Here is a 23,067-nt window from a genome sequence, read left to right as displayed (position 1 = left end):
TGTTTCTCAAAAGAAAGGAAAGTGCTCTTGTGTAAACAAAATGTTTCTTTTGAGAAAGTCCAGACCCTTTTTCATACACCATCCCGCTTTGCTCCAACCGGCTCCTGTGCTAATCTGTGTAACCACCACAGCCCTATGAATTTGGTAGAACTCGCCCAACGAATCCGAAATGCCCGACTCAAGCGCGGATTGACGCTGGAAGAAGTCTCGGAATCCTCAGGTCTGGCCAAAGGGCTGCTCTCCAAGGTGGAAAATTTCCGTGTTACCCCGACGCTGACGACGCTGGCAAAACTCACGGAAACCCTGGGAATCAAGCTCTCAGAGCTTCTTGAAGGACTTGATGAGAAGCCCCGTATCAGCGTGGTGCGCCGCAGCGAGCGCAAGCCGATCGAGCGCAACTACATTCCCTCCGAGGCGGGCAACAAGTTGAACAACTATTACGAGTCCCTGGCCCACCGGCGTGCGGATCGGACCATGGACCCGCTCGAAGTACGTGTCCCTGCAAAGGGCGGGCGCCAGCAGGCCATGAAGCACGAGGGGGAGGAGTTTCTCCTTGTTCTGGAGGGCACTGTGACCTTCGAGTACGACAATGATCTCTACCGCCTGGATGCGGGAGACAGCCTCTATTTCGACGCTGAAACGGACCATCGCGTCTTCAATGAGACCGACAAAGATGCGCGAGTTCTCTGCGTCATGTGTATGGATCCGGCAGCGCTGACGGCTGCCAACCGGCACAATAGCAAGTAGTTGCAAACCCACTGACGACCTCCTGAACTCGCCCTGTGCGGTTCTGGAGAGGGGGCGTTATGCCCTCAACCGCACCGGGTTCAGGTCCCACTGCTGGGTGACCGATTTGTTTCCCAAAAGAAATAGCGGATGATAGAAAAGCGTAAAAAGTTGCTTTCTAGAAACAAAAGTGTCTTTTTAGCCAATCGTCACCTTCTATGAAAACGCCTTCTCTTCCATCTGGCAGGGTCAGTCGCCGGCAGTTCGTCGCGGGTACCCTCGCCTGCACCGCCGCCTCCGCTCTTGATCAGGCCGCTGCCGCCTCTGGGAGCCATAGCGGCTTCCTCGGCCCCATCGTGGGCCATACAGAAACGGACAAGAGCGCGATCTGGATGAGGGCGGCCGCCCCCGGGGCGTATGTGTTGGAGGTGGCTCCCATCAGCGGAGGCGCGCCGGTGACGGTATCTGCCCAGGCCACGGTGGACCAGGATCTCTGCCTGCACTGGCAGGTGAAGGGACTGCGCCCCGGCACTGCCTACCGCTATCGGGTCCTGTCCAACTCCGCTCCAGTGGCCAACGCACCGGAGCAGAGCTTCAAGACGGCTCCCGAACCTGACAAACCGGGCAAGGTGCGCTTTGCCATCAGTTCCTGCGCCAAGGAAGACGCGGGCAGCCGGGCCGTCTGGAATAGAATGGCGGAGGAGAAGGTGGATGCCGTGATCCTTATCGGTGACACCCCGTACATCGACAGCACCGCCCTCGAAGTGCAGACCAAGCGCCACCGTGCCTTCGCGGCAGTGCCGGAATACCAAAACCTGCTGCAGTCCCGCCCCTGCTGGTGGACGTGGGATGACCACGACTTTGCCGGGAACGACTGCGACGGTCGCGCCAAGGGCAAGGAAAACAGCCGCACGGTGTACTGCCGCTACCGGCCGCAGTGGACCTTTGGCGAGAAGGATCAAGGAATTTACACCAGCTTCCGCCACGGCCCGGTGGAAGTGTTCCTGCTCGACACCCGTTGGTTCTCGGAAACAGAAAAATCCTATGCCGACCCCCAAAAGTCCTCCCTGCTGGGAGCCGCCCAGTGGGAGTGGCTGCAGCGTGGACTGAAGGCCTCCACCGCACCTTTCAAGATTCTGGCCTGCGGGGTGATCTGGGATGACAAGCAGAGCAGCGAGAAAGACGACTGGGGCACGTACATGCATGAGCGCGTGGCCCTGGAGGAATTCATCGCCCGGAACAAGATCCCCGGGGTCATGCTGGTGGGCGGGGACATCCACGCCAGCCGGGTGCTGCACTACAAGTCCAAGAAAACCGTGGGCTACGACCTGGTGCAGTTCATTGCCTCCCCCATCCACAGCAGCGTCATCCCCAAGCTGAACACGTATCACCCGGATCTGGTGCGCAGCGCCGTGGAGCCGCACGTTTTCATGGTGATGGAGGTGGACAGCACGGTCACTCCGGCCCGGGTCTCCGCCGAGCTCATCAACCGCCACGGTGAAAGGGTCTTTACCTACAATCTCACCCTGGCCGACCTCACCCACGCCTGAACTTCCTAGAACCCGACTCATGTATTCCACTGCTTCCGTCACCGTCAACCAGCGTGCCTACAACCTGCCATCGCGTCCCGTTGTGGTCGTATGCCTGGATGGCTCCGCCACCGAGTACTTCGACGCCGCCCTCGTGCGCGGTCTCATGCCGAACCTGGCCAGGATGAGCCTCAATGGTTGGCGCGGGTTTGCCCGCGCGGCCATGCCCACCTTTACCAACGTCAACAACACCAGCATTGTCACTGGCACTCCGCCCAGCGTGCATGGGATTGGCGGAAACTTCTTTTATGACACCGCCCAGGACCAGGAGGTGATGATGAACTCCTCCAAGTTCCTGCGGGTGGAAACGATCTTCCCCGCCGTCCAGAAAGCGGGGCGCAAGGTGGCGGTGGTCACCGCCAAGGAAAAGCTGCGCGACATCTTCGCCTCGGGGCTGATCAATGAAGGCGGCATCGCCTTCTCTGCAGAGAAAGCGGCGCAGGCGGTCAAAGCCAGCCACGGCATTGATGAAGTGGAGTCCATAGTGGGCCCTACCCCGGAGATCTACAGCGGCGATGCCAGCCTATATGTGCTGAAGGCAGGTGTGGTCCTGCTGGAGCGCGGCATCGCGGACTTCCTCTACCTCTCCACCACGGACTACATGCAGCACAAGCATGCGCCGGAGGAGCAGGAGGCGCTGGACTTCTACGCGGGAATCGATACCGAACTCGGCCGACTGGTGGCCTTGGGCGCAGTCGTGGGCGTGACAGCGGACCACGGCATGAACGCCAAACAAAAGGCCGATGGCACTCCCAACGTGATCTACCTGGAAAGTGAACTGGACGCCCAGTTCGGGGGCGGGTTTCGCGTGATCCTTCCCATCACTGACCCGTATGTGGTGCATCACGGTGCCCTGGGCTCCTTTGCCCAGGTGCACGTGCCGGCCAGCGTGGAGGTTCAGGCCGTACAGACCTGGCTGCTGGGACGCAGCGGCGTGACCGAATGCCACACCCGGGCAGTGGGGGCAAAACTCCTCGAACTCCCGGAGGATCGCATGGGCGACCTTGTGGTGGCCAGCGCCCGGGACGTGGTGTTGGGGCGCACTCCAGCCTACCACGACCTGAAAGCTCTGGCGGGCGGCCTGCGCAGCCATGGCGGCAGGTATGAGGAAATGGTGCCTTTCGTCTTCAGCCAGCCTCTGAAGCCGGAATATGCGGCCCGGGCCACGGCGGATCCGCGAAACTTCGACATTTTCGAATTCACCTGCAACGGAACTCTCTGACCATGGCCGCCGCTGTAACTCATCAGGACCCCGCCTTCCGGCGCGCACAAAAGCGCGTGCTCGGTGCGGTGATGTTCTGCTATCTCTTCTACTACACCGGGCGGCAGACCTTCGGGTTTGCCATTCCCGGCATTCAGGCAGAGCTCGGTCTGGACAAGCAGACGCTGGGCTGGGTGAGCGCTGGCATGCTCTGGGCCTATGCTGTAGGTCAGGCGATCAATGGTAATCTGGGGGACCGCTTCGGCGGACGCCGGATGATGAGCCTGGGCACGGTGCTTTCGTTCGCGTTGAACTGGGCTACCAGCCTGGGCACCGGACTCAAGTCGCTGGCCGTCGCCTGGAGTGCCAACGGGCTCGCTCAAAGCATGGGTTGGGCACCGGGCAGCCGTCTGGTGGCCAACTGGTGTGGCACCCATGAGCGTGGCAAGGCCTTCGGTTTCTACCTGCTTTCCGCCGGTCTTTCCTCCGTGCTGTCCTACATTACGTCCCTGTTGATTCTGGATGTGCTGCACCTGAGCTGGCGCTGGATCTTCCGCCTGCCGGTGATCCTCATGCTCCTGGGGGGTGTGGTGGTATGGCTTATCGCCCGGGACCGCCCGGCGAAGCTGGGGTTCGCGGACTTTACCGATGAAAAAAAGGAGGATGGCACGCCCGCTCCCGCTGTCACCGGTGAAACCTCCTGGCAGCGCTACCGCGCCGCCCTGGGCAATGGCAAGCTCATGCTCGCTGGTCTTGCCATCGGATTCCAGAGTTCCGTTCGGTACGGGCTCCTCATCTGGGTGCCTGTCTATTTCCTGGGCCCCGATTTCAAGAGCAACCCCGCAGGGAAATGGATCAGCATCGCCCTGCCGGTGGGCATGGCTCTCGGGGCCGTGGCGACGGGCTGGATCTCTGACCGGTTCTGCGGCTCCCGCCGCTCCGGCATCATCGCCACCTTCATGGGTCTGGCCGCTGTCACCGCCATGGGCATGTATCTGCTCCCCAAGGGGCACTGGTTGGGGCTGCCTGTCCTGTTCCTGTGCGGCTTCTTTGCCTATGGTCCCCAGGCGGCCTTCTGGGCACTGGCTCCCGACCTGCTGGGGCGCGCCCGCGCGGGCACGGCGGTGGGCATGATCAACTGTTTTGCCTATGCCATGGCTGGCCTGGGGGAACCCTTCATCGGCTGGATGGTCCAGCACAACCCCTTTGCCACCGTTCCCGGGGTCGAAAACACCACCCTCGTCTTCCCCATCGTCTCCGCCTTCGCCGTTTGCAGCGCGCTGCTCGCCCTTCTTATCCGCCGCTGAACTGACTGGCATCCTTTTGCAACCTATGAGTGTCACCCTCCCTCCCCGTTCTCCGGCCCCGGTCGGATCAAAAAAGTCTCGCTGCGCATCCCGGGCACGTGTTCAGTTGTTTCATGGTCCATCCCGCAGTTTCGAGCTTCACGAGCAGGTGCTGCCCAAGCATGTGGGCGAGGGGGAGGTGCTGGTGGAGATCTCGCTGGCCACCATCTGCGGCTCTGACCTTCATACCATCGACGGTCGTCGCTCTGCCCCCACCCCGTGCGTCCTGGGGCATGAAGCCGTGGGAGTGGTGGTGGAAAGCGGACGTCAGGGCATCGTTCCTGGCACGCGGGTGACATGGAGCCTGGCAGACAGCTGCGGCCATTGCCCGGCCTGTGCCTCCTGGCACCTGCCGCAGAAGTGTGATCATCTATTCAAGTATGGTCATGCGGCACTGAACAATGGCAGCGGACTCAACGGTTGCTATGCGACCCACATCATGCTGCGTCCTGGCACGGCTGTGCTGGAGGTGCCTGACACCCTGCCGGATGCGGTCGTCGCCCCTGCCAACTGTGCACTGGCCACCGTGGTCAGTGCCCTTACGGACCTCCCCTCCCACTGCGACTCCGCCTGGGTGCAGGGCGGTGGCTTGCTTGGTCTGTACGCCTGTGCATGGCTGCGTCACCGCGGCGTGCAGCAGGTCTATTGCTCGGACATCCAACCCCAACGGCTGGATCTCGTCGCCGACTTTGGCGGCCTTCCCGTTCTCGGCGATGATGCAAACTGGAGCCGCTCCCGGGAGCGCATGCACGTGGAATGTCCCGGTGGGGTGGACTTGGTCGTGGAGGTGACCGGCTCGGCATCCGTGGTCCCGCCGGGAGTGCAGATGCTCCGCCCCGGCGGCATGTATGTGTGGGCAGGCATGGTTCACCCGGAGACTGTGCTCCAGCTCACGGGTGAGGCCGTCATCCGGAAGTGCCTGACCATCCGGGGCATGCACAACTACTCGCCGTTGCATCTGGCCAAGGGGCTCAGTTTCCTCGAATCCACCCTGCACAAGCTGCCCTACGAAAAGCTGGTCAGCCCGGCCCTGCCGCTCGCCTCCCTGGAGGAGGCCGTCTCCCTCACCCGATCCCGAGTCTGGCAGCGTGTTGCCGTGAAACCTTGAACCCGACCCCTGTACAATCCTTTGAATCTCGAACTTCCATCCTATCTGGCGGGCGTCGCCACTCAGTCGGCCGACCGTCTTGAAGTCTTCAACCCCTGGGACGGCAGCCGCGTCGGCAGCGTGGCCCGCATCACGCGCAGCCAGCTTGATGAAGTCATTGCCTCGCACCTGGCTCCGCATGGGCCACTCACCCGGTATGAACGGGCGACGATCCTGAACCGCACCCATGATCTGCTCAACGGCCGACGTGAGGAGCTTGCGCGGATCATCACCCGTGAAGCGGGTCTCTGCCTGAAGGAAACGCGGTATGAAGTGGGCCGAGCCTGTGACGTCTTCTCGTTCGCCGCCATGGAGGCACTCCGCGATGATGGGCAGACGTTCTCCTGCGACATTTCACCCACGGGCAAGGCGCGGAAGATCTTTACGCACCGTGAACCGCTGTCTCTTGTGGCCGCGATCACTCCCTTCAACCATCCCCTGAATCAGGTGGCGCACAAGCTGGCCCCAGCCATTGCCGCTGGAGCACCCATCATCCTCAAACCTTCGGAGAAGACGCCGCTTACGGCAGCCCGTCTGGCCGAGGTACTCTACGAGGCAGGGCTGCCGGGGTGGATGCTCAGCGTCGTGCATGGTTCGCTGGAAGAGATCACCACCCCTCTTATTCAAGATGAGCGCGTGGAGCTGGTCACCTTCACTGGCAGCGCATCTGTTGGCAAGAAAATCGCCGCCACGGCCGGGTACAAGAAGCTCTGCCTGGAACTGGGGGGGCACTCTCCGATGATCATCCTGGAGGATGCGGATCTCGATCTCGCCGCGAAGCTGGCCTGTGAAGGCAGCTTCCGCAACAGCGGCCAGCGCTGCACCGCCGTGCGCCGGTTGCTGGTGCATGAGAAGGTGATTCAGGAGTTTACGGACCGGTTCGTAAAGTTGGCCGCGACCTACGTTCACGGGGATCCGGCGGAGGAGTCAACCGTAGTGGGTACCGTTATCGACGAGCCTGCGGCCATCGCATTGGAAGGGGCCGTGCTGGAGGCTGTGGGCAAGGGGGCGGCCGTGCTCCTCGGCGGGAGCCGCCAGGGGGCCCAGATGGCGCCGACCATCCTGGAGAATGTGCCACGGTCGGCCTACCTGGCTACCAATGAGTGCTTTGGCCCCCTGGCACCCATCTTTCCCGTGAAGGATCTGGATGACGCTCTGGAATTCTCCAATGCCACCGCGTACGGGCTCTCCAGCGCCATCGTCACGAACTCCATGGATGCCGTGATCAAAACGGTCAAGACGTTGAAAGTCGGCACGGTGAACGTGAATGAAATTCCCGGTTATCGTCTCGAGCTTTCCCCGTTTGGCGGCGTGAAAGACAGCGGGCTGGGGATCAAGGAGGGTGTGATCGAGGCGATGAAGTTCATGACAACCGTCAAGACCTTTTCACTGCCGTGGTGAGGCTTTAGCCTTTGCCGCCTCAACTGTCGGCGATTGTGCCATGCAGCTATCTCCGACCGGTTCTGTGGATGGCGCGCTTTCGGACAAAAATTTATCGTATCTAGTCATGTACCACGATGCAGGCCGGCGTCATGCCATCGTGTCTGTATGATTCGCAAGCCCCGCACGTCGTTCTTTCAATTTTCACTTCTCGCGCTTTGCCTCTGTAACTCGATCGTCCACGGGGAAGATTGGCGTCTATGGAGGAGCACGGCAGGGAGTGAAATGGAGGCACGATTGCTGGAGGCATCTGAAACTGCCGTGGTGTTGGAACTGCGGACTGGGAAACGTCTGACGGTGTCTTCTCAACTCTTGAGTGAGAATGACCGGCGGTTCATTGATGAATCGAAAAACGCCGCGATTGAGAAGTTGCTCCAGCCTGAAGAGGCCGCTTCTGCCGGGGAACAGGTGATCGCCGACTTTCCAGCGGAACCGGGAAAAATCAGCGCGGCCATCCCGTGCAAACTGTCCAGAGAGTGGTCTTATTTTGTCTATCTCCCCAAGACCTTTCGCAGGTCCCGCCAGTACCCGGTCATCTATTTGATGGATCCGGGTGGCGGCAAGGCAAGCACCGTGCAGCGCTATGTGGCTACAGCCGAGCGCCATGGTGTGATTCTCGTCGCCTCGAAGGAAGCCAAGAATGGCTTTGGACCGTCGGACGAGGCGGTGCAGGCCATGGTGGCAGATGTGAAGAGCCGCCTTCCGGTGCTCGCGGAGTTGTCGTTTGCCTCCGGTTTTTCCGGCGGCTCGCGCATGGCCTACCTGCTGGCAGAGACGGATCCTTCGATAGCGGGAATACTTGCCTGCGGATCTGGGATGGGCGTCTATCCGGATGAAGAAAACAGCAAAGTGTGCCGGATCGCGAAGCTGCGGTCCGGCCTGCCGGTTTGCAGTCTCATGGGCACGAACTGCTTCAACCGGGATGAGGCCGTCAGCAGTCAGGTCAACCTTGATGCGGGGCGGAGCAAACTCACCTTCTTTCCAGGGAAGCATGCATGGGCCAGTTCCGAGTTGATCGCTGACGGATTCTCCTTTGTCCTTGGTGTGGCCCTGAAAGATGTGACCAAACCCACACCTGCGCTGCGGGAGCAACAGCTGCGCTATTCTCGCGCCATTTGGCTGAGGGTCATGGCGCCGGGCCTCCGTGTATGGGACAAGGCGGATTGGATGGCTGTTCTTGCCGGGTTTCCTGGTGAACCTCTCATCAAGACCACTGCGACTCAAACAATGGCCAAGCTGGCGAAGGACCCGGAGGTTCTTGCGGGCCGCGCCGCCAATGAGGCTGTGAATGAATTCGCAAAAAAGCACTATGCTCTCTACGAGAAAGGCAAGAGCCCCAATCCAGATCGCGAAGCTGAGGCAGAAAAAATCGCGAGCAAGTTTCAGAGTCTTCCACAGGCCGAAATCCTGCGAATGCTGGCCAAGCCGAAAGCTTGAAGACCGCATGATCGTCATCCTTGGGTAACAACCGCGAGGTGACGTGAAGGCATTTGGGTGCCCTCCCTTTTGAGAGGGCATCTGGTTGCAGAATCGTTTCAGCAGCACAGAAGAGCGGGTCGCTTACTTTGAGCCGGTGCGTCGCGAATGCATTTTGCGCCTACAGGTTGAGTCCCCACTGGCTTTTTTCGGAACGTTCCGCTCGGTGGTGACATTTTTCCATTGAGTCCGATGTCTTTTGTGATCCTGAATCCGGTTGGAAGATCGGTGACGGCGCAAAATGCAACGTCGGGATGAAAGCAGAAGCCCCAATCGATTTTATATAGTTCATGCGACATCTTTTTGAAATTTTCTCCCTTGCCTGTGCTCTGGCCGTGGCTGCAAGCGGGCATGGGGCTGAGCCGCTTTCCAAAGCCTTCGTTGACGGTACGGAAGAAGGCTGGCGCGCCATGGTCGAAGGAGACTTCACCCGGGTCAACTGCCCACCGGAAACGTGGAAATGGAAAGACGGACTTATTTCCTGCACGGGTAAACCCACGGGCGTCATCCGAACCGTCAAGATGATCACCAACTTTGAGCTGGTTGTGGAGTGGCGGCATTTGAAGGCAGGAGGGAATTCAGGAATTTTCTTGTGGACATCTCCGGAGTCGATTGCCCTCGTCGAGCAAGGCAAACGGTCTCTTCCCCACGGGATCGAGGTGCAGGTGCTCGACCATGGCTACACCGAGCAGTACGAGAAGGCCTACAAGAAGCCCGCCGACTGGTTCACCACTCATGGTGATGTTTTCCCCGTGGGGGTTGCCAAGATGACACCCTTTGCTCCGACTGCACCGGACAAGAAGCGCAGCTTTCCCCGCAAGAGCCTGAGCAAAGGTGTCAACGAATGGAACCACTACTATGTGCGCGCAATCAATGGCGAGGTGCGCCTGTGGGTAAACGGGGAGGAAGTCTCGGGTGGGACCCGGTGCTCGCCCCTCACGGGTTATCTCTGCCTGGAAAGTGAAGGATCGCCGGTGGAGTTTCGCAACTTGCGCGTTCGTGAGCTTCCGTGACCACGCCCGTTTCTATTCCACCCTTTAGAACCTGTTTGGATGAAAACATCCGGGTGCGGCAGGTTCAGTGGAGGGAATGAGATAAGAGTGGCTCCGCCGGGATGAAGGCCTGCCCCTGCGGTTTATTTGATCCCAACAGGTTCTTACTGTGGGGGCGCACTGGGCGTAGCCGTGCCTCAACAGCGGACGGATGTGCGGGCATTTTGTCGTCTGCTGAAGAGACTGAGGCGGGAGAAGGTTTGTTTGATGGCTGGCCGGGCGTTCAACCGCCTGCATCGAAGAAGGAGATTGTTTCCTCTATTTTGTTGGAGTGTGACATTGCGCGATCTGTCATAACCTTGACGCAATGCGTCAGGCATTGAGGGGGGCTGCTGGACTCAGTCCTGCTGAAGCGTGGGCTGCCCTTCCGTGCCGAAGCGATGCTTCGGCGCGGATTCATTCGCTCTGTTTACAAAAGGCGGTCGAAGTGGATCAGGGGCACCGCATTGACGAATGCCGCGGGAGATTCCTTCCGGCGGCGCACGCAGGCGGTTCTTTATAGTCAAAGACAGAAGCAACGACCTCTCCCCTGAACTGACACCCCAAACATTGCTATGCCACAGACCAAAGGACTTCTGATTGATATGGATGGAGTCATCTACCGCGAGAATCACCTGCTCCCCAGGGCGGCTGAGTTTGTGCACTTCCTCATCGAGAGCGCCACACCTTTCGTGTTTGTGACAAACAACTCCGCCCCCACGCCGGAGGATCTGGTGGTGAAGCTAAGTCATCTGGGCATCAGTGGACTCTCCGTCAGGCACTTTTACACGGCGGCCATGAACACGGCAGAGTTTCTTGCCGGGACTCATCCTTGCTGTACTGCCTTTGTCATGGGGGATGCGGGTCTTAATCTGGCGCTACAGAAGGCCGGAATCCCCAATGACTCGATACGCCCGACCTATGTCGTGGTGGGGGAAGGGATGCAGTCCACGGAAAAGCTCTCAAAGGCACATGAATTGCTTGAGCGCGGGGCCCGGCTTGTAGCGACGAATCCGGACAACTGGTGCCCAGTAAAGAATGAAGTCACCCGGCCAGGTGCAGGGGCTCTGGCTGCGTATCTGGAGGCCAGCACGGGACAACGTGCGTACTTCCTGGGCAAGCCCAACCCCTACATGTTTCAAAGAGCAAGGCGGCTGCTTCAACGCCGGACTGAAGAGGTGATGATGGTAGGTGACACCATGGAGACTGATATCCGTGGTGCCATCGAGGTGGGAATGCAGGCCTGTCTGGTACTGACGGGTTCCACCCGGCTTGAAGATCTGGGGAACTATGTTTACCAGCCGACTTGCGTCCTTGAGGGGGTGGGCGACCTGCTCGATGAGCTCAAGGGATCGAGCAAGGACCGGAGGACCGTTGCACATCAGAGCATGACCGAGGCCACCCATCCCAAGGGGGCGCACAAGCATCTGCAAAAAAGAACTGAGACGCCGTATCCCAAACCACGCCCAGCCATGACAAAGTGATGCGCGCCCCCCCCGGAATCCGCCCTACTCAGTAGGAGCAGGTCTGCTGCGCCCACTCTCCTGAATCTGCCGGAACTCCTGCCTCAGCGCCGCCACCACGTCGGGATGCTGGGTCAGAAGATTGTGCTTCTGGCCGGGATCTGTCCGCATGTCGTACAGGGCGGCAGGTTGGTCGTCTGCATCGATGCCGTTGGCCTCGTCCCACCCTTTGGGAACTCTGGTGCCTGCCCCTGACGGGGCATCCACAAGGGTCCAGGTACCCCTGCGGATGGCGTAGCTGCCTTTGGAAGTATTGTGCACCATGCTTGGGCGGGTGCTGGATCCCGTGCCCTTCCAGAGCTCCAGTTGGTTGAAGCTGTCCGGCGCGGACTGTGGGGGGAGTTTGGCCCCGATGGCTGTGGCCAGTGTGGCAAAGAGGTCCGTCTGGCTGAGGAGCCCGTCGGAGACGCTGCCCTTCGGCACCACGCGCGGCCAGCGGACGGTGAATGGAACCCGGTGCCCGCCTTCCCAAAGGTCGCGTTTCAACCCACGAAACTCTCCCATGCTCCGGTGTCCCTTCTCGCGGGCACGATCATAGGCAAAGTGTTCCGGGCCATTGTCGGCGCTGAAGATGACAATGGTGTTTTCCGCGAAGCCATTTTCCTTGAGGGCTTTGAGCACCTCACCGGCCGTCCAGTCACTCTGTGCCATGTAGTCGCCATAGGGCCCGGCTTGAGTCCGCCCCTTCCACTCAGGCGTTGGCACAATGGGGGCGTGAGGGGAGGTCCAGGGGAAGTAGAGAAAGAAGGGCTTGTCGCTTCCTTTCTGCGAGGCGATCCAATCCACCGCCGTCTTGGTGAGGGTAGGCATGACGGCGTCGAGCCGCCATCCCTCCGCCATGGGGCCGGGGCGCGCTTCCGCACTCCCTTCTTCAGGTTTTGGATTCGCCACAAAGGGGGCCGTGGGTGGTGTCGCCACCCGGTCGTCCTTGATCCAGGTGTAGGGTGGGAAGTTGGGCACGTCGTCACCGAAGTAGTGATCAAACCCGTGAGCCAGGGGGCCGTCGGGAATGGGGTTTGCTCCAGTCAAATTCCGCAGCGGCGCGAACTTGTTTGTTGTTTCCTACCAGTGGTTTGGGGGCATCCGGCTTTCGCAAAGCCTCCCAATCCCATCCCAGATGCCACTTCCCGATGCAGGCGGTGGTGTAGCCGTTCTGCTTCAGCATCTCCGGCAGGGTGACGTCCTCTTCCTTGAACACCGACTTGTCCCAGCTGTTCACGATGCCGTGCAGACGACGCCAGTGATACATGCCGGTTAGGAGCGCGAACCGCGATGGCGTGCAGATCCCTGAAGAGCTGTGCGCATCAGTGAACCGCATCCCTTCTTTGGCGAGCTGGTCGAGGTTGGGGGTGGGAATCTTGGACTCCGGATTTTGTATGCCAAGGTCCCCATATCCCATGTCATCCGCGTAGAGGATCACTATGTTGGGAGACTTGGGCACGGTGGCGGCGTGCATGGTGCCGGCGAGGGGTAGGAAGACCAGTGGAAGGATCAGGCACCTTGGTTTCATGGGGAATGCAGGCAGACGACTGCGCGACAGAGAGTTTAGCGCAGAAACAGGGTTTTTAGTTAGTAGCGATTGCCGTAGATTAGCACGGGTGGCAGCTGGTCCACGGCTTCGCGGAAGACCTCTGGTTGTCCTGGCAGCTTCTCCCAGAGCAGCGTGCTGCCTTTGGCCGTGGCAGGGCGGCGGTCTGAGCCAAGGCTGATTCCTTCGGCAGCCTGGCCCGTGACAAGTGCGCAGGTGCCGGCGAGGTCTTTGATCTCAAGCAGGGAGGGGCGGCTTGGATCCAGATTGGCGCTGACGAGGTAATCTCCGACTTGCCAGCTCGTTTTGCCTTCGCCTGTGCGAGTTGGCTCCTGCAACTTGCCCTCCCCGGGCTGCACCTCAATGATGGTGAGGAAGCGCGTGGCGGCGAGTTTGTCCCGCGTGGAGATGGCGGCGTGCCAGTTGGGCGGATTCTTGCCGCCGCGCTTGTTCTCCTCATCCACGGGTGCGGCGAAGAACTGGTCCGTGACGCTGCCCTCCACGGGTGCGGCGCAGAACAGACGTGCACTGCCGGTGCCTTTGCTGTTCGCGGTGGTGAACCACGCGTTGCCGCGCTGCTGCATCAGTTTAAGGGCGTGCAGCTGGAAGGTCCAGGTCACGGGTTTTGCAGCCTCGAGCTCATCGTAGATGATCAGGTGGCTCGGGCGCAGCATGACGACGTGCCGGCGGAAGCGGGTGACGCCAGGTTTCCCAAAGCCGTTCTCCCGTGTGATGGGCACGCCGAGGGCTTCCAGTCCGGGGGGGAGCGCTTGGTCTGGCTCGGTGACTTTGTATTTCGGGAACATCCCGTTGTAGGCGTGCGAGGCATCGCCGAGCGCGTAACTGATGCGGCTTCCGGTGGCGAAGCGCGGCATCCAGCCATAGGCACCGAGGTCGAAGCCCTGCATGAGGCCATCGACAAGAAGGGTGTTGTGCGCACGCGAGGCTTTGTAGCTCATCGCGTCATGCGCCTGACCGCCATTGTAGTAGCCACTGCGCCAGAACAAAGGCTCTCCTCCGTAGCCGACACAGAAGGCGTTCTGCGCCGGATGCAGATGCTGGAATGAGCCATTCACCGCCGAACTGAAGCTGACCGCGAGATTGTCGCTCGCATTCAAAATGTCGCTGTGCATCCCGGCCATGCCGACATCGCGGAAGGCGGCTGCGGAATTCTCAGGCGGACGCGCCTTGCTCACGTCAGGCGCTTTGAACTGATGCCACATTTGCAGCAGCGCCATCGCCTTGTATCCCTTTACAAGATCATTGCTGAAATCCACTGCATCACGGCGGCCCATCGTTTTGAGGCGCCAGAGGTTCGCCGGATTTTCCGGGCAGACATAGGCGAGCATCTGGGTGAGGTAGGGCACGCCTGCAGCACCATCACCGCCGTCGCTGTACGGTGCCCCGGGGTTGCCGGGCGGATTCATGTAGGACATGTAAACGGGAAAGTTGGCGAACCACCGTTTGGACCGGAAGAAGTTGTAGCCAGTGAGGCGCATGAGCATCCAGTTCAGGTGCGTGAGCGGCTCGTCATGCACGCTGAGGTATCCGTTGCCATCCATGGAACCGCCGTCTGTCCGGCTGAGGGCAGGGCTGCGGTAGAGCCACAGTTCATAGGCGTAGGCGAACCATTCGTCCATTTCTTTGCGATGTCTGGAGAGGATGATGGAACCAATGAGAATATTTTTGATGTCGCCTTGCCAGTCATGCTGGTTGAAGTGGGCGTGCTCAAGCTGGTCAAACAGATGCGGGAAACCACTGCCGTGCTTGTCCATCAACTCAAGGGCTAGTGCAACAAAAGTGTCCCGCTGCTCCTGGGGCAGATCATCCCAAAACGCATCCAGCAACAGCATCGGCACCGTGTTGTAGAAGGCCGGGCCGCTTAGCGGAATTTTTCCAGCTGGCGTGTCAAAGACGCGGTGCAGTCGCTCGTTCTCCAGTTCGATGGCGCGCTGCACGCCAAGTTTCTTGTAGCGCTCATCACCTGTCAGCAGATAGCCCCGCAGGAGGTCATCCACACGCCGCTCCTCAGCGGTGAAAAGGGAGCGCAGCTTCACCATGAAGAAGCTCTTTTTGGGCTCCTTACCCAGATGCGCGGGGATGCTCTTTTCCGTCAGCTCAACCTTCACCGCGCTCTCCCCCTTGCGCAGGGCAAGCTCGGCGTCCTTGCGCATTCGCGCGGCTGCCTCCGGCCAGACTTCATCCGGCAGCATGTGGCCGATATCCTCGCTCATGCAGACCGCCACGGGTCCCGTTTTGAGTTTGCGAATTGCCTCAAGTGCCTGTGCTGGAGTGGGAGGAATGGCAGGCGGGGAGAAAGCCTGGTCGTCCACGACGAACGAGAACACCTCCTTTTGCCAGACAGGCGCATTGGGCGATTCTGCCGCTGCCACGCCATAGGTCCAGTACCAGGTGCCCGTCGCTAGCTTGCGATAAGGGTTGAAGAAGGACCAGCGCTTCGCTCCGCTCTCAATGACGTCGCGCTTGAATCCGGGGTCTTGAGACAGCTTGAAGTAAAAACGCCGTTGCCACTTTTGTTCCCGCACCGCCTGTTTGGTCTGTGGCAGCGGCACCTGCACATGCAGCCAGGGCGGGTTCGTATCGACAAGGCCCTGCGGCGTCGGACGCTCCAGCCCAGGCGCGCCAATGTAGTCGCGATCAATCCGCAACTCCGCCGGACCCACCCGGCGAACACCGTCTGGCAGTTTTTCCTCCGCCGCCCGCGAGGGGTGCATGGCTCCCGTGACAGTGAGTAGGACGAGGAGAGGGCTGATGGATTTGGCGATGCTCATAAGGTGTTGGCAGTCACTGTCTTTATGTGCCGATTCACGAACGGGTTGTAAAAAAAGTAAGGAGAGACTTGCCGCCGCAAGGAATCCTTCTCCGTTTTACTCAAGTGGTTCATGAGGTTTCATGGAACTTTATTTTTCCATTGTTCAACGGATTGGGGAGTTGTCGCAATCAACCGATGAAAGGTCGCAATGCTCCCTATTTCAAAGAAGACGTGGTGGGAATTGTTTGGGTTTATTCCATGAGAATTGAAATCAAACCGCTGACTCCGTCTCCGTCTGTATTGGGCACCACCCCGGCACTGACGCCTGCTGGTCATTCAGTTGTTGCTGCCTGTTCACCTGAGTCTGAACGGCATGAAACGTTGCCGGTTTGCGATTCGCTGAGTGGGGGCGACAAAGTGGCGGCACCTCCCATAGCTCCGGCAGGATCGCGAGGAGTGATTGGCAAATACTGGCGCAAGGTCGGTGGCGGCTCGCTGGGGCTAAGCTTGCTGATCCATTTGGCGATCCTGGTGGGTGCTTATTTCATGGTGCAGACGGTCGTTCAGAAAGAAACTCCTGTGGATTTTCTGCCGGGAGGGGGAAGCAAAGCGGGGCAGGCGGCGTCAGCCTCGTTGAATGCCCAACTGAAGCAGAAGAAGCAGTCCAACCTGACGAAGTCCCCACCCTTGAAGCGGGTGGTGTCGAGCGCCTCATCCACTGCCATCGCCTTGCCGGACCTTCCTATGGACAGTCTGGACATGCCGGAGATGAGCAGTCCCACGAGCGGAGGGCTCAGCGGTGGCGCGTTTGGCAGCGGGGGCTTTGGAGGAAGCGGTTCAGGAGGTGGGTTTGGCAATGGGGTAGGAATGGGCGGGGGGAAGGGGTTTGCGCCCATGACAGTCTTTGGCCGTGCGGGTGACAGCGGAGGTCTGGCAGGAGCCTTTTACGATCTCAAGCAGAATCCTGAGCGGGAGCCGACCGGATATACGAAGGGGGCTTTTATCGAGGCCGTTCACAAGGTGTCCGCAGCCAAATTCTCTGACGACTCCATGAGGGGATACTACAAGGCGAAGCAGCAGATAAACTTCACCTACCTCCTGGTGCCTGCCGATATGCAAGCCTCGGAAGGGCCCAAGTGCTTCAATGTCGAAAAGGAGGTGGAGCCAAGCGGATGGTTCGTGCACTACGGAGGCACCGTCGTTCCTCCGAGACCGGGCATGTGGCGCTTCGTGGGTTTCTTTGACGATCTTCTCATTGTGTACATCAACAACAAACCGGTTCTGGATGGGTCCTGGGTGCCGATGGCGGAGGGGTATGACAAGGACAAAGATATGAGACAGGATTTCAAGGGTCCTGCCATCTCCGGTGGTCGCACTGCTTATTGTGGCAAGTGGGTCAGTCTCAACGAACCCTTCCGGCTGGATATTTTGGTTGGGGAGAGGCCGGGCGGCAAGGTGGGTGGGCTGCTCTTGGTTCAGCAGCAGAATGAGAAATACGAGGTCCGCGAAGATGGCACTCCCATTCTGCCGGTTTTTACCACCACGAAGCTGGAGATGTCCGATACCAGACGCCTGTACAATGACGAGTTTGCGAAGCGGGTACAGCTGGCGCGCAATCCGCCAGTGTTCGAAGTTCGGCAGTCTGGGTTAAGCGGAGGAAGATCAAGGGGCATTGGTCTCCTGCCGCCTTCGTCGCGGTGACCTGCATGTACGTGCAGGGGCGTTGCCCCAGAGAAAGAACCCAAGGCCAGTGGGGCGCGGCTACCTGGTCTGCTCAGCACAGTACGGGAATGGGGGGGCGCGACTGACATGGTCAGAGCATTTGGCTGTAACCGAGGACACCTGGCAGGACATTGAATATGACAAGTTGACTGAACTGAAGTGCTTCCAGAATGCAAAATATTACCATTATCCGAAACAAGTTTGCGGTTGTGCCGTGGACGGTGGCGTTGGCCATGGTTTGCTTGGTGACCACAGGATGGTCTGTAGAAACGGCTCCTGCCGCCCGGAAGATCTCATTCAGCCGGGAGATTCGTCCGATCCTCTCGGAGAACTGCTTTTCCTGCCACGGCCCGGATGAAAAGGGGCGCAAAGCGGGGCTGCGGCTGGACATGGAAGCGGCTGCGAAGGCGGACAACGACGGGGCGATCGCCGTGGTGCCGGGCAAACCCGAGCTTAGCACCCTCCTGCAGAGGATTGAGACCAGCGATCCCGATGAGGTGATGCCGCCGCCCAAGGCTCACAAGACCGTGACCAAAGAGCAAAGAGTCCTGCTGAAACAGTGGATCCTGCAGGGTGCGATCTGGGGCAATCATTGGTCCTATGAGACGGTGCAGCGTCCGCAGGTGCCGGCGAATGGCGAGAAAAACGCCATTGATGCGTTCATCAGGGCGAGACTGATCAAGGAGAACCTCTCTTTTAAATCCGAGGCCGACCGGGGCACGTTCGTCCGCCGGGTGGCGCTGGATGCCACGGGGCTGCCGCCAACGCTGGAGGAACTGAAGTCCCTGTCCGAAAAGAGCCCTGGGGAAATCGTGACGTATTTTCTCAATAGACCCGGGTACGGGGAGCACTGGGCCCGGGAATGGCTGGACCTCGCCCGCTATGCGGACAGTGCGGGGTATCCGAGTGATCCTGGTCGGGAGATCTGGGTCTATCGCGACTGGGTAATTCGCGCGCTGAATGCGAACATGACTTTTGACCAGTTTACGATCGAGCAGATCGCCGGTGATTTGTTGCCCAATGCGACTGAGGACCAGCGAATCGCCACCGCCTTCCATCGGAACACCATGACCAACAATGAGGGCGGCACCAATGATGAGGAGTTTCGCAATGCCGCCGTCATCGACCGTGTGAACACGACTTTTGCGGTGTGGATGGGCACGACCATGGCCTGCGCCCAGTGCCATACCCACAAGTATGATCCGATCACAATCGACGAATACTACCAGAGCTACGCCTTTTTCAATCAATCGGCAGACGCAGACAAGCGGGATGAATCACCTTTTCTGAAGATCGTGCGGCCATTGGGGCAGGGCCTGGAGGAAAAGGTGTTGAAAGAGAGGGCGGCGATCGACGCCCATTTTCTAGCGCCGAAGCCGGAGTGGCTGGTGGGCCTGGAAGAGTGGGTTGCCACAAAACCCAAGTTGGAAGACAAGAAATGGTCGAATGTTCAAGCGGCAGTTCAGGTGCCAAAGGGGGAGCGCAGTGCCCAGCAGGCTCAAGTCCTTGAGCAGTATTACGTCCGCAACATCTCCCCGGCGACGAAAGTGCTGCGTGAGAAGGCGGATGAGTTGGAGCAGCTTGCTGGACTCAAGTCCACGACCGTGCCGGTGATGATGGAGCTGGCGGTCGCAAAGCGACGCAAAACCCATGTGCAGCTCCGTGGCAACTGGCAGGCCCTAGGTGATGAGGTCGGCGCTGGGGTGCCGTCTGCGTTCAATCCGCTTAAGCCAGACATGCCACGTAACCGTCTCGGTCTGGCCCGCTGGCTGGTGAGCCGGGACAATCCTCTTACTGCCCGGGTGGTGGTCAACCGTATGTGGGAGTCCCTCTTTGGCGTCGGCATCGTGCGTAGCAGTGAGGAGTTTGGCAGTCAGGGAGATCTCCCTGAGCATCCTGAGCTGCTCGACTGGCTGGCCGCCGAGTTCATGGAAAGTGGCTGGAACGTCAAACGCATGCTTCACCTGATGATGACTAGCCGTGCCTACTGCCAGGACTCCGCCAGCAACCCGACGCTGAATGAACGTGATCCAGACAATCGGCTTCTGGCACGGGGGCCTCGGTTTCGCCCGTCGGGGGAGTTGCTGCGGGATCAAGCGCTGGCTGTGAGTGGTTTGTTGAGCGGCAAGATGTTCGGCCCCCCCGTGCGTCCTCTTCGGCCGAGCCTTGGCCTGACGGTAGCCTTTGGCGGAAAAGGGGGGGGGGACTGGGAGACCAGCCCTGGTGAAGACCGCCACCGTCGCAGCGTGTACACGGAGGTGCGCCGCAGCAGCCCCTATCCGAGCTTCGCCACCTTCGACGCGCCGAATCGAGAGGTGTGCATCATCCGCCGGGGCCGTTCCAACACACCCCTGCAGGCGTTTGTCACGTTGAACGATCCCGTGTTTGTGGAAACACACCAAGCCCTGGCGCGACGCATCCTGGCAGAGGGCGGCCTCAATGGGTCCAGCCGGGTCCAGTTCGCCTTCAAGGTCTGCTTGTCCCGGGAGCCGGATGCCGCGGAGATTGCAACTTTGGCAGAGGTTTACAAGCGAGCGCTGGCCCTCTACCGCAGTGATGCCAAGCTGGCAGCCAGCATGGCCCTGGACCCTGTTGGTCCGGCACCGAAAGGTCTCGATCTGCCGGAACTTGCTGCCTGGACCACTGTCGCAGGCGTGGTGATGAACCTCGATGAATTTCAGATGCGCCGGTAGCCAACCGCCCTTTGCATCCATCCAAACGTCCAGAAATGAAGGTCATGAATTCCCATCCCCTCGATCATCTTGCGAAGGTGCAGCTCGCCACCCGACGCCAGTTCCTGAGCAGTGCGGGCCAGTTCAGCCTGGGGGCCATTGCCATGCAGGCCATGGGCGGAAAGGCAAGTGGTGCGGCAACTGCAGTTCAAGGAAACCCCCTGGCAGCCCGGCGCCCCCCCCAACCTGCCAGGGCGAAAAATGTCATCTACCTGCACATGTCGGGAGGCCCCCCCAACCTCGACATCTTTGACTACAAGCCGGAGCTGGTAAAGCACAGCGGGCAGCCCTGCCCGGACTCCTTTCTCAAGGGGCGCCAGTTCGCCTTCACCACCGGTGTGCCCAACCTCATGGGCTCCCCGCGCACCTTCAAGCAATATGGCAAAGCCGGCATGTGGATGAGTGATGCCGTGCCCCATTTTCAAGAGGTTGCAGATGAAATAACGCTGGTACGGGCGATGCATACGGACCAGTTCAATCATGCTCCGGCAGAGCTGCTCCTCTTCACGGGACACATCAGGCAGGGGCGGCCCTCCATGGGGTCGTGGGTGACGTATGGTCTGGGCACGGAGAACCAGGACCTGCCGGGCTTTGTCACGCTCATCTCCAGCGGCACGCTGCCGAGCGGCGGGCAGAGCTGCTGGGGGAGCGGCTTCATGCCCTCTGTGTATCAGGGGGTGCAGTGCCGCAGCAAGGGGGATCCCGTCCTGTTTGCTGGAGATCCTGCCGGCATGTCCCGGGAGCTGCGGCGTACAACGCTGGACGCCCTGCGCGTCTTGAATGAGCGGCAGCTCGAAAAACTCGGCCACTCCGAGACGCTCACGCGGATAGCCCAATATGAGCTGGCTTACCGCATGCAAACGAGTGTGCCTGGCGTGATGGACATCTCTAGAGAATCAAAGGCCGTCATGGATGCCTATGGCGCGAAGCCTGGTGAATCCAGCTTTGCCAACAACTGCCTTCTGGCCCGTCGCCTGGTTGAGCAAGGGGTCCGTTTTATCCATCTTTTTGACTGGGGTTGGGATTTCCATGGAGTGAATCCAAAAGAAGACATCCGGGATGGACTGACAGACAAGATGGCCGCCACCGACAGGCCGGTGGCGGCACTCATCCGAGATCTGAAGGAACGCGGGCTGCTGGATGATACCCTGGTCATCTGGGGCGGGGAATTTGGACGCACCCCATTCCGTGAAGGGCGTACGGCGGGCAGCAAGATTCTGGGACGCGATCACTATCCCGACTGCTTCACCATCATGATGGCGGGCGGCGGAGTGAAGTCAGGCTTTGAGTATGGTGCCACGGACGAGATGGGATTCGCCGGGGTGGCGGACAAGGTGCATGTGCACGACCTTCAGGCCACCGTCCTGCACCTTCTGGGATTGGATCATGAGCGTCTCACCTACCGCTTCCAAGGCCGGGATTACCGTCTCACCGACGTCCACGGTCACGTGGTGAAGGAGATTATTGCCTGAGGAAATAACTGAAAAATGCATAGGGTGTGTTCATGGAGCAGGATGGGACTGCAGAATGCTTTTTCGCAAGCGAACAGTGATTTGCCGCAAAGGTTCATTCCAAAGGGCGACGGTTGGGATACCATGAGTGTCACGATCTGAGGAGCCAGCTGTAAGCAGCCGTACGAGCCCGGTTGTTGCGGCTGTTCCTGGAAGTTGATCCCCTTGGCCTATGATCGCTCGATGATTCCGCCTTGGAGCACCTGCTGGCAGGCGCTCAGGGCAAGCCCTCCACCCTTTTTCGCAACTTATGAATCCCAGCACACGGTTCAACGAACGATTCCCGCTGAACGAAGTTCAGAGTCTGGAGAAGATCCCCGGCGTTCAGACGATCGCCGTACGATTGACCCCCGTGGCTGCTGAGCGTCTTTTGGAGAGGAATGTGCACAACCGGAAACTTTCGGAGAAGGTGGTGCAAAAGTACGTTGCGGAGATTCATGCGGATGAGTGGCGTCTCACGCCGGGCTGCATTGCTCTGGACGACAAGGGGGACCTGGTGGACGGGCAGCACCGGCTGCATGCGATTGTGCGCTCCCAAAAGTCGGTGCCGATGCTCGTCACCTTTGGCCTTCCCTCTGCCAGCCAGGAGAAGGTGGACCGCCAGCGGCGGCGCACGTTGTTTGATGCCTTTTTCCTGGCAGGACTGGCGACGAACCGCCAGGAGGTGGAGATCGCGACTTGCCTGACCCGGCGGTTGGTGCGCAGCGAGAGCGGCGTGCAGCCCTCTGACCATCTGGTCAAGCAAACGCTGGACTGCCACATCGAGCACATCCGTGCCGTCATCGCGCTCATGAAAGGGGCGAACAAAAGCAAGCGGGGGCTTAGCCAGGCGTCGTTCCTGGCCGCTGCCACGTTGTATCATGAGATGGACGCGGCGAAGTGTTGTGAGTTCCTGGATGGGGTGCGCAGGGGGATCATGCTGACGCAGGACCATCCCGCCATGAGGCTGCGGCGGTTTCTGCTGGGCGAGACGACGACCACCGCGATGCCGCGAGGTGGTGCCAACCAGAGCTTCATCTTCCGCAGGGCGGTGTATGCCATGCAGGCACACATGGAGGGGAGAAACATCTCTGGCCTGCGTGAGGCGGAGGATTTTGTCCCCGTTCCTCTATCTGGCACCCGGGAGTTGGAATCTGGTTCCGCCCCGGCAAGCACCAGCGGACCGCGCCGACGACAGGACAGGGCGACTGCTCTGGAAAGTGCGGCGCTGACGGCGATGGTGGCGTCAGACCCCTAGGGTGGGCCCCCTCTGGGGAAGAGGCTCCCCGGCAGAATTCTGGCCGCAGGCGGTTTTGGCGGCAGTTTATGGCAACCGCAGTCCC

Annotated in this window: 16 protein-coding genes; 13 read left to right on the top strand and 3 right to left on the bottom strand. The window is 60.0% G+C overall.

Annotated features, from left to right (window positions below; translation table 11 throughout):
* Positions 1-135: 135 nt before the first annotated feature.
* From VSP_RS30165 to VSP_RS30125, 9 genes are all read left to right on the top strand, one after another.
* Positions 136-747 (top strand): cupin domain-containing protein, encoded by a 612-nt coding sequence (locus tag VSP_RS30165; RefSeq protein WP_009965427.1) that lies wholly within the window; start codon positions 136-138, stop codon positions 745-747.
* A 197-nt stretch (positions 748-944) separates the two neighbouring features.
* The gene (locus VSP_RS38105; RefSeq protein ID WP_009965426.1) at positions 945-2,276 is read left to right on the top strand and encodes a phosphatase; all 1,332 of its coding nucleotides are present in this window, start codon (positions 945-947) and stop codon (positions 2,274-2,276) included.
* A 19-nt stretch (positions 2,277-2,295) separates the two neighbouring features.
* Positions 2,296-3,537, top strand: coding sequence for a phosphonoacetate hydrolase (gene phnA, locus VSP_RS30155; protein WP_009965424.1), 1,242 nt, complete (start codon positions 2,296-2,298; stop codon positions 3,535-3,537).
* A gap of 2 nt (positions 3,538-3,539) precedes the next feature.
* A complete protein-coding gene (locus VSP_RS30150; protein ID WP_009965423.1) occupies positions 3,540-4,823 on the top strand; it encodes an MFS transporter in 1,284 nt (427 codons plus the stop codon).
* A gap of 25 nt (positions 4,824-4,848) precedes the next feature.
* Positions 4,849-5,970 carry a zinc-binding dehydrogenase gene (locus tag VSP_RS38100; RefSeq protein WP_044133717.1) on the top strand — a complete coding sequence of 374 codons (1,122 nt, stop codon included), beginning with the start codon at positions 4,849-4,851 and terminating at the stop codon, positions 5,968-5,970.
* Between the two features lie 21 nt (positions 5,971-5,991).
* Positions 5,992-7,410 (top strand): aldehyde dehydrogenase family protein, encoded by a 1,419-nt coding sequence (locus tag VSP_RS30140; RefSeq protein WP_009965421.1) that lies wholly within the window; start codon positions 5,992-5,994, stop codon positions 7,408-7,410.
* 264 nt (positions 7,411-7,674) lie between these two features.
* The gene (locus VSP_RS30135) at positions 7,675-8,886 is read left to right on the top strand and encodes an alpha/beta hydrolase family protein (protein ID WP_009965420.1); all 1,212 of its coding nucleotides are present in this window, start codon (positions 7,675-7,677) and stop codon (positions 8,884-8,886) included.
* 329 nt (positions 8,887-9,215) lie between these two features.
* The gene (locus tag VSP_RS30130) at positions 9,216-9,938 is read left to right on the top strand and encodes a 3-keto-disaccharide hydrolase (RefSeq protein WP_009965419.1); all 723 of its coding nucleotides are present in this window, start codon (positions 9,216-9,218) and stop codon (positions 9,936-9,938) included.
* Positions 9,939-10,531: 593 nt separating this feature from the next.
* Positions 10,532-11,440: an HAD-IIA family hydrolase gene (locus VSP_RS30125; RefSeq protein ID WP_009965418.1), complete on the top strand. Its 909-nt coding sequence runs from the start codon at positions 10,532-10,534 to the stop codon at positions 11,438-11,440.
* A 24-nt stretch (positions 11,441-11,464) separates the two neighbouring features.
* Here VSP_RS30125 and VSP_RS43280 read toward each other — a convergent pair whose 3' ends face one another.
* Genes VSP_RS43280 through VSP_RS30115 form a run of 3 tightly spaced genes read right to left on the bottom strand, consistent with a single transcriptional unit; the run spans position 11,465 to position 15,799 of the window.
* A complete protein-coding gene (locus tag VSP_RS43280) occupies positions 11,465-12,439 on the bottom strand; it encodes a sulfatase-like hydrolase/transferase (RefSeq protein ID WP_198141263.1) in 975 nt (324 codons plus the stop codon).
* A gap of 19 nt (positions 12,440-12,458) precedes the next feature.
* On the bottom strand, positions 12,459-12,989 hold the full coding sequence (locus VSP_RS43275) for a sulfatase-like hydrolase/transferase (RefSeq protein WP_198141262.1): 531 nt from the start codon (positions 12,987-12,989) through the stop codon (positions 12,459-12,461).
* Between the two features lie 59 nt (positions 12,990-13,048).
* Entirely contained in the window at positions 13,049-15,799 is a 2,751-nt protein-coding gene (locus tag VSP_RS30115) for a DUF4962 domain-containing protein (RefSeq protein WP_009965417.1), read from the bottom strand.
* Positions 15,800-16,038: 239 nt separating this feature from the next.
* Here VSP_RS30115 and VSP_RS30110 point away from each other — a divergent pair, with 239 nt between their 5' ends.
* The 4 genes from VSP_RS30110 (at position 16,039) to VSP_RS40260 (ending at position 22,982) form a co-directional block, all read left to right on the top strand.
* Entirely contained in the window at positions 16,039-17,481 is a 1,443-nt protein-coding gene (locus VSP_RS30110; RefSeq protein WP_232289524.1) for a hypothetical protein, read from the top strand.
* A gap of 191 nt (positions 17,482-17,672) precedes the next feature.
* Positions 17,673-20,195: a PSD1 and planctomycete cytochrome C domain-containing protein gene (locus tag VSP_RS30105; protein ID WP_009965414.1), complete on the top strand. Its 2,523-nt coding sequence runs from the start codon at positions 17,673-17,675 to the stop codon at positions 20,193-20,195.
* A 35-nt stretch (positions 20,196-20,230) separates the two neighbouring features.
* Positions 20,231-21,706 (top strand): DUF1501 domain-containing protein, encoded by a 1,476-nt coding sequence (locus tag VSP_RS30100; protein ID WP_009965413.1) that lies wholly within the window; start codon positions 20,231-20,233, stop codon positions 21,704-21,706.
* 289 nt (positions 21,707-21,995) lie between these two features.
* Positions 21,996-22,982: a hypothetical protein gene (locus tag VSP_RS40260; RefSeq protein ID WP_009965412.1), complete on the top strand. Its 987-nt coding sequence runs from the start codon at positions 21,996-21,998 to the stop codon at positions 22,980-22,982.
* Positions 22,983-23,067: the final 85 nt, after the last annotated feature.

This window comes from Verrucomicrobium spinosum DSM 4136 = JCM 18804 (assembly GCF_000172155.1).
Lineage (GTDB): Bacteria > Verrucomicrobiota > Verrucomicrobiia > Verrucomicrobiales > Verrucomicrobiaceae > Verrucomicrobium > Verrucomicrobium spinosum.
This window is presented reverse-complemented; position numbering and strand designations above follow the sequence as displayed.